The organism is Pseudomonas sp. KH_046_2, from assembly GCF_057838985.1.
In genome coordinates, this window is sequence record NZ_CM174480.1 from 3,590,219 (window position 1) to 3,604,550 (window position 14,332).

At 58.4% G+C, this 14,332-nt stretch carries 12 protein-coding genes; 8 read left to right on the top strand and 4 right to left on the bottom strand.

The window, feature by feature from the left end:
• The first annotated feature begins 231 nt into the window (after positions 1 to 231).
• The 4 genes from AC3IX1_RS16155 (at position 232) to AC3IX1_RS16170 (ending at position 4,395) form a co-directional block, all read left to right on the top strand.
• Complete coding sequence (locus AC3IX1_RS16155; protein ID WP_414918587.1) at positions 232 to 648, top strand: YMGG-like glycine zipper-containing protein; 417 nt, start codon at positions 232 to 234, stop codon at positions 646 to 648.
• 251 nt (positions 649 to 899) lie between these two features.
• Positions 900 to 2,930 carry an alkyl/aryl-sulfatase gene (locus AC3IX1_RS16160; protein WP_489384930.1) on the top strand — a complete coding sequence of 677 codons (2,031 nt, stop codon included), beginning with the start codon at positions 900 to 902 and terminating at the stop codon, positions 2,928 to 2,930.
• Between the two features lie 201 nt (positions 2,931 to 3,131).
• The gene (locus tag AC3IX1_RS16165) at positions 3,132 to 3,422 is read left to right on the top strand and encodes a hypothetical protein (RefSeq protein ID WP_489384931.1); all 291 of its coding nucleotides are present in this window, start codon (positions 3,132 to 3,134) and stop codon (positions 3,420 to 3,422) included.
• Between the two features lie 265 nt (positions 3,423 to 3,687).
• A complete protein-coding gene (locus tag AC3IX1_RS16170) occupies positions 3,688 to 4,395 on the top strand; it encodes a CatB-related O-acetyltransferase (RefSeq protein ID WP_489384932.1) in 708 nt (235 codons plus the stop codon).
• Between the two features lie 129 nt (positions 4,396 to 4,524).
• On the opposite strand, the gene AC3IX1_RS16175 is transcribed toward AC3IX1_RS16170, so the two are convergent.
• The 4 genes from AC3IX1_RS16175 to AC3IX1_RS16190 all read right to left on the bottom strand — a co-directional run bounded on the left by AC3IX1_RS16175 (position 4,525) and on the right by AC3IX1_RS16190 (position 9,895).
• Complete coding sequence (locus AC3IX1_RS16175; protein WP_046042404.1) at positions 4,525 to 5,073, bottom strand: cupin domain-containing protein; 549 nt, start codon at positions 5,071 to 5,073, stop codon at positions 4,525 to 4,527.
• 437 nt (positions 5,074 to 5,510) lie between these two features.
• On the bottom strand, positions 5,511 to 6,794 hold the full coding sequence (locus tag AC3IX1_RS16180; RefSeq protein WP_489384933.1) for an NAD(P)/FAD-dependent oxidoreductase: 1,284 nt from the start codon (positions 6,792 to 6,794) through the stop codon (positions 5,511 to 5,513).
• 52 nt (positions 6,795 to 6,846) lie between these two features.
• Entirely contained in the window at positions 6,847 to 8,337 is a 1,491-nt protein-coding gene (locus AC3IX1_RS16185; RefSeq protein ID WP_489384934.1) for an aldehyde dehydrogenase, read from the bottom strand.
• Positions 8,338 to 8,518: 181 nt separating this feature from the next.
• Positions 8,519 to 9,895 carry a glutamine synthetase family protein gene (locus AC3IX1_RS16190; protein WP_108232164.1) on the bottom strand — a complete coding sequence of 459 codons (1,377 nt, stop codon included), beginning with the start codon at positions 9,893 to 9,895 and terminating at the stop codon, positions 8,519 to 8,521.
• A gap of 283 nt (positions 9,896 to 10,178) precedes the next feature.
• On the opposite strand from AC3IX1_RS16190, the gene AC3IX1_RS16195 reads away from it, so the two are divergent.
• From AC3IX1_RS16195 to AC3IX1_RS16210, 4 genes are all read left to right on the top strand, one after another.
• Complete coding sequence (locus AC3IX1_RS16195; RefSeq protein WP_489384935.1) at positions 10,179 to 10,940, top strand: gamma-glutamyl-gamma-aminobutyrate hydrolase family protein; 762 nt, start codon at positions 10,179 to 10,181, stop codon at positions 10,938 to 10,940.
• 335 nt (positions 10,941 to 11,275) lie between these two features.
• A complete protein-coding gene (gene potA / locus AC3IX1_RS16200; RefSeq protein ID WP_489384936.1) occupies positions 11,276 to 12,418 on the top strand; it encodes a polyamine ABC transporter ATP-binding protein in 1,143 nt (380 codons plus the stop codon).
• The gene (locus AC3IX1_RS16205) at positions 12,415 to 13,329 is read left to right on the top strand and encodes an ABC transporter permease subunit (protein ID WP_489384937.1); all 915 of its coding nucleotides are present in this window, start codon (positions 12,415 to 12,417) and stop codon (positions 13,327 to 13,329) included. The genes potA and AC3IX1_RS16205 overlap by 4 nt, the downstream gene beginning before the upstream one ends.
• Positions 13,326 to 14,210: an ABC transporter permease subunit gene (locus tag AC3IX1_RS16210; RefSeq protein ID WP_489384938.1), complete on the top strand. Its 885-nt coding sequence runs from the start codon at positions 13,326 to 13,328 to the stop codon at positions 14,208 to 14,210. The genes AC3IX1_RS16205 and AC3IX1_RS16210 overlap by 4 nt, the downstream gene beginning before the upstream one ends.
• Positions 14,211 to 14,332: the final 122 nt, after the last annotated feature.

Here is a 14,332-nt window from a genome sequence, read left to right on the forward strand (position 1 = left end):
TGTTGCAGCTGTATGGGAAGCTTACCCATCGTAACTTTGAATTCAAAAACGGCAGCTTCAATGCAGCATCCGAGTGAGAAAAGTATCGTAAATTAGAGTTTTTACTCGATAAGTGGTTATCTTAATCGGCGATTGATTGATTCAGATTAATACACGGCCGAATACGCATTGACCTGACTATTTCAGGCCACCAGACTTTCCTGCTCTTGTGAATTTCTAGAGGTCTATTAGATGCGTAAATCATTGTCTGTCGTTGCGTTTAGCCTTTTTGTATCTCATCACGCCTTCGCCGGTGAAGCTACGAACACAGCAGTCGGTGGAGGTATCGGTGGTGCTCTCGGAAGCGTTGTCGGTCAGGCCGTAGGGGGTAGCACTGGCGCCGCGATCGGAGCTGGCGTAGGTGGCGCCGCTGGTGGCGCAATGACGGCGAAGAGCGGCAAGAAGACTGAATCAGCCATTGGCGGAGGTCTCGGGGCCGCTGGTGGGCAGGTGATCGGCAACAGCGTTGGTGGTTCCACAGGCGGTCTGATCGGCGCAGGACTTGGGGGCGCAGCAGGCGGTGCGGTCGGCAACAATCTGGCCGACGATAACGACCATCACTCCGACTATAAGCATAAGAATAAATACAAACACAAGCATGGCGGTTAATCCGATAAGTCTTCCGTAGCGCTATTCCACTCGGCCGCATTGAAGCATTTTCGTTTTGAACGCACGCAAGACTGAACGTGCTTCTGGCTGATTTCTGCCTGTCGCGAAGGACGGGAAATGATCAGAGGCGGCCGTTGAACTGACCATCGAAACTTCAATTTCTCGATTTATCTTCAACAAGGACTACTTTTATTTGAGCCTGCCGCTACGCCTTTCGGGGTAGCGCGTTTCGACTAAAAGGAGTTTGGAAGATGAAATTCAATATGAAGGCGTCAGGTCCTACGCTGCCTGGTAGCGAGTATCGACCCCTGAAGGTGGCAGGAGTCATCTGCTCATTGGTAGCGGCAATCGCACTGGCCACCCAGGCGGTTGCGGCGGATGCAGAGAAACCAAAACCAGCCTCCGAGGCTACCAAGGCTGCTAACAACGCGCTGCTCAAGGAGCTGCCGTTCAACGACAAGACATCCTTTGAGCTGGCACACAAAGGATTTATTGCGCCCCTGCCGTCGACTGTCATCAAAGGCGCCTCGGGCAATGTGATCTGGGACCCGGCCAAATACGCGTTCATCAAGGAAGGTGAAGACGCGCCGGACACTACCAACCCCAGCCTCTGGCGGCAGTCCCAGCTGATCAACATTTCCGGCTTGTTCGAGGTTACCGACGGTATCTATCAGGTTCGCAACTACGACCTGTCGAACATGACCATCGTCGAGGGCAAGGACGGCATCACCGTCTTCGATCCGCTGATTTCCGCCGAAACCGCCAAGGCAGCACTCGATCTCTACTATCAGCATCGACCGAAAAAGCCCGTCGTGGCGGTGATTTACACCCACAGCCATGTTGACCACTACGGTGGTGTACGCGGTGTGGTGAACGAAGACGATGTGAAAGCCGGCAAGGTGAAGATTTATGCCCCCCTTGGATTCATCGAGCATGCGGTAGCCGAAAACGTCATGGCCGGGACCGCCATGAGTCGTCGCGCCAGCTACATGTACGGCAACCTGTTGCCTCCGGCTCCGACCGGTCAGTTGGGTGCCGGTCTGGGCACCACGACATCGGCTGGCACGGTGACGCTGATCCCGCCGACCGACATCATCAAGGCGACCGGCGAAACCCATATCATTGACGGCCTGACGTACCAGTTCCTGTACGCGCCTGGCAGTGAAGCGCCCGCTGAGATGCTCTATTACATCAAGGAGAAGAAAGCACTCAACACCGCCGAAGACTCAACCCATACCCTGCACAACACCTACTCGTTGCGCGGTGCGAAGATCCGCGAACCGCTGCCTTGGTCAAAATACCTCAACGAGGCGCTCAAGCTGTGGGGCGACGATGTCCAGGTGATGTATGCCATGCACCACTGGCCAGTCTGGGGCAACAAGGAGGTGCGCGAGCAACTATCCTCCCAGCGTGACATGTACCGCTATATCAACGACGAAACCCTGCGGATGATCAACAAGGGTTACACCATGGTCGAGATCGCCGAGCAGTTCAAACTGCCCAAGGCGATCGCCAACAAATTCTCCAACCGTGGTTACTACGGTTCGGTGAACCACAACGTCAAAGCCACCTACGTGTTGTACCTGGGCTGGTTTACCGGTAACCCGGCGCAGTTGCATGAGCTGCCACCGGAGGAAGGCGGCAAACACTATGTCGAGATGATGGGCGGCGAAGAGGCTGTCCTCAAGAAAGCCAAGGAATATTTCGACAAGGGCGAGTTCCGCTGGGTCGCCGAGGTGGTCAACCATGTAGTGTTCGCCAATCCGAGCAATCAGGCAGCGAAGAACATGCAGGCCGATGCCCTGGAGCAATTGGGTTACCAAGCCGAAAGTGGGCCATGGCGTAACTTCTACCTCACCGGCGCCAAGGAACTGCGCGAAGGTGTGATGAAGCTGCCAACACCCGATACCGCGAGCCCCGATACGGTGCGGGCCATGGATCTGGACTTGTTCTTTGACTTCCTGGCCATGCGCTTGAATGGGCCAAAAGCCGAAGGCAAGCGTCTGTCGCTCAACTTTGATTTCACCGACCTCAAGCAGAAATATTCGGTGGAAATGGAGAATGGCGTGCTCAACCACACTGAAGGCGTTGAAGCAAAAGATGCCGATGCGAAGGTGACCCTGACCCGCGACACGCTGAACAAGATCGTGTTGAAAGAGACCTCGTTGAAAGATGCACTGGCCTCGGGCGATATCAAGATAGACGGGGCGCAAGGCAAGCTGGAGGAGCTGGTGTCCTACATGGACAACTTCGATTTCTGGTTCAACATCGTGACGCCGTAACGCAATCCCATCACGTCGCAGGCAACTCTGCGACAGACCCATCGTCCCTGGAGGATGGCAGCGTGCGAAAGCGCTGCCGTCACTCCGGTAAAACATTCAGCCTTTCTTGATTGGATTTCCTGTCAACGCGGACGGAACAATATGAAATCAGTCATATGGGTATTGGCTTTAGTGTCATTGGCAGGATGTGCGACGCCAACCATGAACGAGATGCGCCAGGAAGCACCTCGCGAGGTGCTGCATTCAAAAAAAGCCGATAAGGTCATCGCGGATTGCGTTCAGCGCGAGTGGCAAAGCCTGTTCGTTTTTGAAGGACGGGACGGGGCAACTCAGGAATCTAGCAGCAGCGGCGGCTACACAGTAGCAACGAGTGGCTCAGCGTATTTTGTCGACATCTGGCCAGAAGCGTCCGGCTCGGTGGCTAAGTATTACGCTGCGACGTATCGCTGGATATCAAAAAAACATCTAGCCGCGTTACAGGGCTGTCTGTGAGTTCATCCAACTACAAAGACTGAATCGCCCCTAATTTCATTCGCGATGAACGACTGCTATTGGCCGTTCTCTGCCGATCATGGTTACAAAGCGTGCTGGTCAAATCCGATGCAATCGGTGGTCAGAACGAATGCAAATGACTGGTCAGGTCGAATGCAAGCGGGTGGTCAAGTAGAGTGCAATTTCGCAGCCGATTCATTTAGACTCGACTGTTGGCTCATGGGGCCAGGCCAAGCCCTATAACGGATATCCAAGACAGCTTTTCATGAAAAAAATAATCAGTTATTTGCGAAATAGTTACTGGAAAAGATGGATTCGCAAACACAAATGCAAAGTGGCGGGCGGTTTATTGTCACTGCACAAAAGAACGACACTGACCATAGAAGAAGGCGTGACGCTTGGGAATGTGGTCATAGAGTCGAAAAAGCTGGAAATCGGTGCCCATACCTATATCCGCAGTGACTGCTTCCTTTCGGCGGTCTCATCCATTGGCAGGTTTTGCTCCATCAGTAGCAGCTGTTTTATCGGCCAGCAAAAGAGCTCGCATCCGTTGGATTGGCTCAGTTCACATCCCTTTCAATATACCGACACTACGCTGGTTTACGACCCGGAGGTTGCGGACATCACGATTGGGCATGACGTCTGGATCGGCCATAGCGCGATGATCCTGGAAGGCGTGACCATTGGCACCGGCGCTGTCATCGCAACCCGCGCCCTGGTTGCCCATGACGTGCCACCGTACGCCATTGTTGCCGGCACCCCGGCAAAAATTGTCAAGTATCGGCACACACCCGAGTTGATTGAGGCGCTGATCAACAGCAAGTGGTGGGATGTTGATGTCGAGGTACTCAAGACATTACCGCTCAATGATCCGCAAGCCACTTTGTCCCTGTTGGCCACCCTGCAGAAAGAATCGCGCGCCGACTACCAACAGATCGATATAACCCGCAAAGGGTGCAGTGTTTCGTCTTGAGCAGCGGGAATGACCAACGCTGCACTTCAAGATGCCTGGCAGTCACCAGATTCGAATGATAAAAAAACCCGCATCAGCTGCGGGTTTTTAACGACTGGTTCCTGATGAACCCTGCCCGCAAAGCGGTTATCAGAAGTTAGCCGGTGTGTTGGCGCTGATGATTTCCGCCTCATCCGCCCCGATATTGCGAAACCGGTGCGGCAAGGTCGTCGGGAAGTAATAGCCATCCCCGGCGTTGAGCACGCTCACCTGGCCATCCACGGTCAATTCCACGGTACCCCGGGTCACCAACCCACACTCCTCGCCTTCGGAATGCACGATCGGCTCCTCGCCGGAGCTGGCGCCCGGTGCGTATTGCTCGCGCAGCAGGCGCATCTGCCGGCTCGGCACGGACGCGCCGATCAGCAGCAGGCGCAGGCCATGGCGGCCGAGGTCGGGCTGTTCGTTGGCGCGAAAGACGTATTGGTGTTCGCGTGGTGGCTGATCGAAGGTGAAGAAGTCGGCCAGGGACATGGGGATGCCCTCCAGCAATTTCTTCAGGGAGCTGACGGAAGGACTGACCCGATTCTGTTCGATCAGGGAGATGGTTGCATTGGTGACGCCGCTACGCCGGGCCAGCTCGCGCTGGGACATTTTGTAGCTTTCGCGTACTAATTTGAGTCGTGAGCCCGTGTCCATGACAGCCTTATGTGCCAACCCGTAGGAGCGAGCTTGCTCGCGATTGCGATCTGACCTTCAACATTGATGTCGACTGAACCAACGCCTTCGCGAGCAAGCTCGCTCCTACAGGGATAATGGATGGGTGGAGTACAGGCGCGGATCACGCCGTTTTCCGGTCCCGGAAACGTGAAAGGCGGCTATTAAATCACGTTTGTTCATAATGCTCAGCAGGTTCGATAAACGGCAGAAGAAAAGAACCGGTTGATGATAATTCTCAGTCAAGACACAAGACCTGTGGGAGCGAGCTTGCTCGCGATGGCGGCGGGTCAGTCAACATCAATGTCGAATGTCAGACCGCTATCGCGAGCAAGCTCGCTCCCACAGGGGACCGTGGTGGTTCAGGTATTAAAAAACCGGCGGCATCCTTTTGGGGGATGCCGCCGGCGAGGTAAAGCCTAGATGCCGAAACGGTCGCGCAGCGAGTAGTACACGGCGCCGAGGGCGGTCAACGGTGCCGAGAAGGTGCGCCCGCCGATCATCGGCATGTGCGGCAGCGAGGCAAACGCGTCGAAGCGCTCGGCGTCGCCACGGATCATTTCCGAGATCAGTTTGCCGGCCAGGTGCGAGCAAGTGACGCCGTGGCCGCTGTAGCCCTGCATGTAGTAGGCGTTTTTCTCGATACGGCCGAATTGCGGCATGCGCGACATGGTCAGCAGGAAGTTGCCGGTCCAGCGGTAGTCGATCTTCACTCCCTTCAATTGCGGGAAGGTCTTGAGGATCTTCGGGCGGATCAGTTGTTCGATGTCATCCGGCTCGCGTGCACCGTAGACCACGCCGCCGCCGTACAGCAGGCGGTTGTCGGCGGTCAGGCGGTAGTAGTCGAGCAGGTAGTTGCAGTCTTCGACGCAGTAGTTGTTCTTGATCAGGCTGCGGGCCTGCTTTTCCGACAACGGCTCGGTGACGACGATCTGCGAACCGCACGGCATGCTCTTGCTGGTCACGCGGTTGTCCAGGCCCTGCGGCAGGTAGGCGTTACCGGCGATCAGCAGGTACTTGGCCTTCACCACGCCTTTTGCAGTGCGCACGGTGATCGGCTCGCCGTAGGTGATTTCCACCGCCGCCGACTGCTCGTAGATCTTGCCGCCCAGGCCGATGATGGCCGAAGCCTCTCCGAGGGCCAGGTTCAGCGGATGAATGTGGCCACCCTGCATGTCCAGCAAGCCACCGACGTAGGCCTCGGAACCGACTTCGCGCTTGATGTCGGCCGCGTCGAGCATCTTCAGGTTTTTGTTGCCGTAGCGTTCCCAGCTCTTCTTCTGCTCGGCCAGGCCCTTGAGTTGCTTCTTGTTCATCGCCGCGAAGATGCCGCCGGGACGGTAATCGCACTGGATGTCGTAGTGCTGTATGCGCTGACGGATGATGTCGGCGCCTTCGAAGATCATGCTGCCGAGGATTTCGGCGGTCTTGTCGCCATAACGTTCTTCGATGACATCGACGTCGCGGCTGTAGGAGTTGACCAGTTGGCCGCCGTTGCGACCGCTGGCGCCGAAACCGACTTTGGCCGCTTCCAGCACGGTCACGCTGTAGCCCGCTTCAGCGAGGAACAGGGCCGAGGACAAGCCAGTGTAGCCAGCGCCGATCACGCAGACGTCGCAGTCCACCGCGCCTTCCAGCACAGGGAAATCGCCGGTGAAGTTACGGGTGGCGGCGTAGTAGCTGTTTACATGCGTTTGTTTCATAGGTTTCTCCGAGGGCCGCCGCAGATTGCCGGCGACCGTCGCTTTATTGTTATCAGAGCTTGATCCAGGTCGCTTTGAGTTCGGTGTACTTGTCGAACGCGTGCAGCGATTTGTCCCGACCGTTACCCGACTGCTTGAACCCGCCGAACGGCGCGGTCATGTCGCCGCCGTCGTACTGGTTGACCCAGACACTGCCGGCACGCAGGCCACGGGCGAAGGTATGGGCTTTGCTCAGGTTGCTGGTCCACACGCCGGCCGCTAGGCCGTAGATGCTGTCGTTGGCGATTTGCAGCGCTTCTTGCTCGCTGTCGAAGGTGATCACCGACAGCACTGGGCCGAAGATTTCTTCCTGGGCGATGGTCATGGCGTTGGTCACGCCGTCGAAAATCGTCGGCTCAACGTATTGGCCACCGGTCTCTTCGAGGGTGCGGCTGCCACCGGCGATCAACTGAGCGCCCTGCTCCTTGCCGATGTTGATGTAGCGCAGCACGTTGTCAAGTTGACGCTGGTCGACGACCGCACCGACGGTGGTTGCAGGATCGAGGGCGTGGCCCGGTTTCCAGGCTTGCAGTGCTTCGACCAACAGCGGAATGAACTGCTCGCGAATCGAGCGTTCCACCAGCAAACGCGAACCGGCGGTGCAGACTTCGCCCTGGTTGAAGGCAATGGCGCCGGCGGCGGCCTGCGCTGCGGCGCGCAAGTCCGGCGCGTCGGCGAACACCACGTTGGCGCTCTTGCCACCGGCTTCCGCCCAGACGCGTTTCATGTTGCTTTGCCCGGCGTAGATCATCAGTTGCTTGGCAATCGCCGTGGAGCCGGTGAAGGCCAGCACGTCGACGTCCATGTGCAGCGCCAGCGCCTTGCCGACGGTGTGACCGTAGCCTGGCAAAACGTTGAACACGCCTTTCGGGACGCCGGCATCCAGCGCCAGTTGCGCGATGCGGATCGCCGTCAGCGGGGATTTTTCCGAAGGCTTGAGGATGAACGAGTTGCCCATCGCCAGGGCCGGGGCGAATTTCCAGCTGGCCATGATCAGCGGGAAGTTCCACGGCACGATGGCCGCGACCACACCGGTCGCTTCACGCGTCACCAGGCCCAGTTGATCGTGGGGCGTGGCGGCGACTTCGTCGTAGATTTTGTCGATGGCTTCGGCGGTCCAGCGGATCGCGTTGGCGGCCGCCGGAATATCGATGCTCATGGAGTCGCTGATCGGCTTGCCCATGTCGAGGGTTTCGAGCAGCGCCAGTTCTTCCTGGTTGGCCAGGATCAGGTCGGCAAAACGGATCAGGATGCGCTTGCGCTCGGCCGGGGCGAGGTTGGCCCAGACGCCGGATTCGAAGGTGCGGCGCGCGACGGCGACCGCTGTATTGGCGTCGGCCTCGTCGGTGCTGGCGACGTTCGCCAGGAAACGACCGTCAACGGGGCTGACGCATTCGAACGTCGCGCCATCGGCGGCGGCGCAGTATTGGCCGTCGATGAATGCGCGACCTTCAATAGAGAGGGACTGGAAGCGTTGCTCCCAATCGCTGCGAGTGTTTGTCATGGTTGTGACTCGACGCAGGGGGATTGGATGGCAGGCGAACGCCCGCCAATCAAAATTTGGTAATCCGCCCCCCCTGTAGGAGTGAGCCTGCTCGCGATAGCGGCGGATCAGTCACCATCACTATTTAATGTGATGACGCTATCGCGAGCAGGCTCACTCCTACAGGGATTTGGGAGGGCCTTTAGACAGTGTGCAAGTACCAGTTGTACTCAAGGTCCGAGATGGAGTTCTCGAACTCGGCCAGCTCGCTTTCCTTGCACGCTACGAACACGTCGATGTACAGCGGGTCGATGTACCTGGCCATGACTTCGCTGTCGTCCAGCTCGCGCAGGGCATCGCGCAGGTTGTTCGGCAGGCTCTGCTCGTTCTGCTCGTAGCTGTTGCCTTCCACCGGGGCGCCCGGTTCGATCTGGTTGGTCAGGCCGTGGTGCACGCCCGCCAATACCGAAGCCATCAGCAGGTACGGGTTGGCATCGGCGCCCGCTACGCGGTGTTCGATGCGCACCGAGTCTGGCGAACCGGTCGGTACACGCACGGCCACGGTGCGGTTGTCGATGCCCCAGCTCGGCGAGTTCGGTACATAGAACTGCGCGCCGAAACGACGGTAGGAGTTGACGTTCGGGCACAGGAACGCCATCTGCGCCGGCAGGGTCTCGAGCACACCGCCGATCGCGTGTCGCAGCGCGGCGTTCTGCTCGGGATCCTCGCTGGCAAAGATGTTGTTGCCTTCTTTGTCGAGAATCGAAATGTGCACGTGCAGACCGTTACCTGCCTGGCCCGGATACGGCTTGGCCATGAAGGTAGTGTCCATCTCGTGGTCGTAGGCGATGTTCTTCACCAGACGCTTGAGCAGGACGGCGTAGTCGCAGGCCTTGATCGGGTCAGCCACGTGATGCAGGTTGACTTCGAATTGCGCCGGGGCGCTTTCCTTGACGATGGCGTCAGCCGGGATGCCCTGCTCTTTCGCGCCTTCGAGGATGTCTTGCAGACAGTCGACGTATTCGTCGAGGTCGTCGATCAGGTACACCTGGGTCGACATCGGACGCTTGCCGGACACCGGCGAACGTGGCGATTGCGGACGACCGTTCACGTTGTCCTGGTCGATCAGGTAGAACTCCAGTTCGAACGCGGCGCAGATGGTCAGGCCCATATCGTCGAACTTGCGCACGATATTGGCCAGCACTTCACGCGGGTCGGCGAAGAATGGCTCGCCTTCGAGTTCGTGCATGGTCATCAGCAGTTGCGCGGTTGGGCGCTTCTGCCAGGGTTCGATGCTCAGGGTGCCCGGGATTGGGTAGCAGATCCGGTCGGAGTCGCCGATGTCCAGACCCAGGCCGGTGCTTTCCACCGTGGAACCATTGATGTCCAGAGCAAACAGAGACGCCGGCAGGTTGATGCCTTTCTCGTAAACCTTATGAAGACTGGTGCGTTCGATGCGCTTACCGCGCACCACACCGTTCATATCCGCAATCAGAAGGTCGACGTACAAAACCTCAGGATATTTCTTAAGGAATGCGTTTGCTTCGTTGAGTTGAACGGTACGCAGAGGGACCGACATGATGCACCTATTTTTTACTGTTAATTATTATGTTCACCGCCCTTTCACGAGCCCAGTCAATCCGAAAGGCAAAGTGAAGTCAATAGCGAACACCTGGCCTTTCAACGTTTATTTTCGGGCCTCTCAGGGGGACGAGAGTGCCAGATACGCCCTCAAACACGCGTAAACCCTGAAGATCGGACGTGCGGCGTTTAGAATTTTTTACATGAGAGTTGTTAATTAAAATCAACAAGGCTAAGCTCCAGAAAAGCTCGTTCAAGTGTGAAACTTCGAGGTGATAAAAATGGCATTCAAGCCATTGATCGGCGTTACTGCATGCGTCAAACAGATTGGCCTGCACCCCTACCACATCAGCGGTGACAAGTACTTGCGTGCTGTCAGCGTTGCGGCGCTGGGGCTGCCTGTCGTTATTCCTTCCTTAGGCGACCTGACCGAAATCGATGACCTGCTGCCGCAGCTCGACGGTCTGTTGCTGACCGGCTCGCCGTCGAACGTGGAACCCTTCCACTATCAAGGCCCCGACAGCGCCCCCGGCACGGATCACGATCCGGCGCGGGATGCCACCACCCTTCCCCTGATCCGCGCCGCTATTGCAGCGGGCGTTCCGGTGCTCGGCATCTGCCGTGGCTTCCAGGAGATGAACGTGGCGTTCGGTGGCAGCCTGCATCAGAAGGTCCATGAACTGCCTGGCTTCCTCGACCATCGCGAGGCCGACCACCCGGACCTGGCCGTGCAATACGCTCCCGCTCACGGGGTGAATGTGCAGCCGGGCGGCGTGTTCGAAGCGCTGGACCTGCCTGCGGTGTTCCAGGTCAATTCGATTCACAGCCAGGGCATCGGCCGCCTCGCTCCCGGCCTGCGCGCCGAAGCCGTCGCTCCCGATGGCCTGATCGAGGCGATCTCGGTCGAACACAGCAAGGCCTTCGCCCTCGGCGTGCAATGGCACCCGGAATGGCAAGTGCTGAACAACCCTCCTTATTTGAGTATTTTCCAGGCGTTCGGCGAAGCCTGCCGGCAACGGGCGGCACTGCGTCACTCGAGCTGACGACCTGATACCCACATTCAACGATTAACTGCCCAACGCGAGCGGGCAGGCGCTTGTGCGTGCCCCGTTCGCGAAAACAACACACTGCAATAACAACAAGTACGACCAGGCAGCCAGGATGGCGGCGCCGAATAAACCCGAGCGGGAGTGCGCAGATCTTTGTAGGAGCGAGCCTGCTCGCGATGGGGTGTCAGTCGACACCACAGTGGCTGACACACCATCGCGAGCAGGCTCGCTCCTACAAGGGGCCAGCGCGAACCGGCTTCACGGGTTTGCAATCCACTATTAAGCCGGGCCGTGTTGGCCGGGCGACTGAAACCTGTTGGGAGTTTCACATGGCAAACGCCTCCAGCATCTACAGGAAGGCTCTTGAGGGTCACCAGGCACCGAAAAAGGTGTTGGTGAAAATCGATCGCGTCACCAAGAAGTTCGACGAAACCACCGCCGTGGACGATGTGTCCCTGGAAATCCACCAGGGTGAAATCTTCGCCCTGCTCGGTGGTTCCGGTTCCGGCAAATCGACCCTGCTGCGCATGCTCGCCGGTTTCGAGCGCCCGACCGAAGGCCGGATTCTGCTCGACGGTGTCGACATCACCGACATGCCGCCGTATGAACGACCGATCAACATGATGTTCCAGTCCTACGCCTTGTTCCCGCACATGACGGTGGCGCAGAACATCGCCTTCGGTCTCAAGCAGGACCGTTTGCCAGCGGCCGAGATCGAAGCCCGCGTGCAGGAGATGCTGCGCCTGGTGCACATGACCCAGTACGCCAAGCGCAAGCCGCACCAACTGTCCGGCGGCCAGCGTCAGCGCGTGGCCCTGGCCCGTTCCCTGGCCAAGCGCCCGAAACTGCTGCTGCTCGACGAACCGATGGGCGCACTGGATAAAAAGCTGCGTTCGCAAATGCAGCTTGAACTTGTCGAGATCATCGAGCGCGTGGGCGTGACCTGCGTGATGGTGACCCACGACCAGGAAGAGGCCATGACCATGGCCCAGCGCATCGCGATCATGCACCTGGGCTGGATTGCCCAGATCGGCAGCCCGGTGGACATTTATGAAGCACCGGTCAGCCGCATGGTCTGCGAATTCATCGGCAACGTGAATGCCTTCGACGGCACCGTGGTCGAGGACCTGGAAGGTCACGCGATCATCCACAGCCCGGACCTGGAGCAGAAGATCTACGTCGGTCACGGCGTCAGCACGTCGGTGCAGGACAAATCGATCACCTACGCCATCCGCCCGGAAAAACTGCTGGTCAGCACGATCAAGCCAGACAACCGCTACAACTGGTCCAGCGGCAAGGTGCATGACATCGCCTACCTCGGCGGCCACTCGGTGTTCTACGTCGAGCTGCCTGGCGGCAAGATCGTCCAGTCGTTCATGGCCAACGCCGAACGCCGTGGCGCGCGTCCGACCTGGGACGATCAGGTCTACGTGTGGTGGGAAGACGACAGCGGCGTGGTACTGCGCGCATGAAAACCTTCAATCAGCAATTCCTGAGGTGGGTCCCCAGCGGGCGCAAGTTCGTCATCGGGATTCCGTTCATCTGGCTGTTCCTGTTCTTCATGTTGCCGTTCTTTTTGGTGATGAAGATCAGCTTCTCGGAAGCGGCCCTGGCCATTCCGCCCTACTCGGAGATTTACACCTTCGCCGAGCAGAAATTCCAGCTGTTGCTCAACATCGGCAACTACACCCTGCTGGGCCAGGATGAGCTGTACCTGTCCGCCTACCTGGGTTCGTTGAAGGTCGCGCTGTTCAGCACGCTGATGTGCCTGGTGATCGGCTTCCCGATGGCCTACGCCATCACCAAGGCCAGCAAGGAAGCGCAGAACGTGCTGATGCTGCTCATCATGATGCCGACCTGGACCGCGATCCTGATCCGCGTTTACGCGTGGATGGGCATCCTCAGCAACAACGGCCTGCTCAACGGGTTCCTGATGTGGACCGGGCTGACGTCGCACCCGATCGAGATCCTCAACACTAACATCGCCGTCTACATCGGCGTGGTGTATGCGTACCTGCCGTTCATGGTGCTGCCGCTGTACGCCAACCTGGTCAAGCACGACCAGAGCCTGCTGGAAGCCGCATCGGACTTGGGTTCGAGCACCTTCAACAGCTTCTGGAAAATCACCGTGCCTTTGGCCAAGAACGGCATCATCGCCGGTTGCATGCTGGTGTTCATTCCGGTGGTCGGTGAGTTCGTGATTCCGGAACTGCTGGGCGGTCCGGAAACCCTGATGATCGGCCGCGTGTTGTGGCAAGAGTTCTTCAACAACCGCGACTGGCCGGTGGCATCCGCCCTGGCGGTGGTGATGCTATTGATCCTGATTGTGCCGATTCTGCTGTTCAACCGCAGCCAGGCCAAAGAGATGGAGGCACGGGGATGAAACGCTTCGGATTTTCAAAGTTCATGCTGATTTTCGGCCTGTCGTTTATCTACCTGCCGATGCTGATTCTGGTGATCTACTCGTTCAACGCCTCCAAGCTGGTGACGGTGTGGGGTGGCTGGTCGATCAAGTGGTACGCCGGTTTGCTCGACAACAGCCAGCTGATGGGCTCGGTGGGGCGCTCGCTGGAAATCGCCTGCTACACCGCGATTGCGGCAGTCGCACTAGGGACGTTAGCCGCGTTCGTCCTGACTCGCGTTACGCGCTTCAAGGGTCGCACGCTGTTCGGTGGCCTGGTCACCGCGCCGCTGGTGATGCCTGAAGTGATCACCGGTCTGTCGCTGTTGCTGCTGTTCGTGGCCATGGCGCAGTTGATCGGTTGGCCGATGGAGCGTGGCATCGTCACCATCTGGATCGCCCACACCACGTTTTGTGCCGCTTATGTTGCGGTGGTAGTCTCCGCCCGCCTTCGCGAGCTGGACCTGTCCATCGAAGAAGCGGCCATGGACCTGGGTGCGAAGCCGTTCAAGGTGTTTTTCCTGATCACCATTCCGATGATCGCGCCGTCACTGGCGGCCGGCGGCATGATGTCGTTCGCCCTGTCGCTGGATGACCTGGTGCTGGCGAGCTTCGTGTCGGGCCCGGGTTCCACGACCCTGCCGATGGAAGTGTTCTCGGCGGTGCGCCTGGGCGTGAAGCCCGAAATCAACGCCGTGGCCAGCCTGATCCTGTTGGCCGTGTCGATCGTGACCTTCATGGTCTGGTACTTCAGCCGCCGTGCCGAAGCCACCCGTAAGCGCGCGATCCAGGAAGCCATGGACCAGACCGCCAGCGAATCCTGGCAGCAACCTGAAAAGAAAATGCTGGAAGCCACGGCCTAAGGCACTGTGGTTTGCTCTTTGTGGCGAGGGGGCTTGCCCCCGTTGGGTCGCGAAGCGGCCCCAAAACCGGAACCTCGGTGTTTCAGTTACACCGAACTCACTGGTTTTACGGCTGCTGCGCA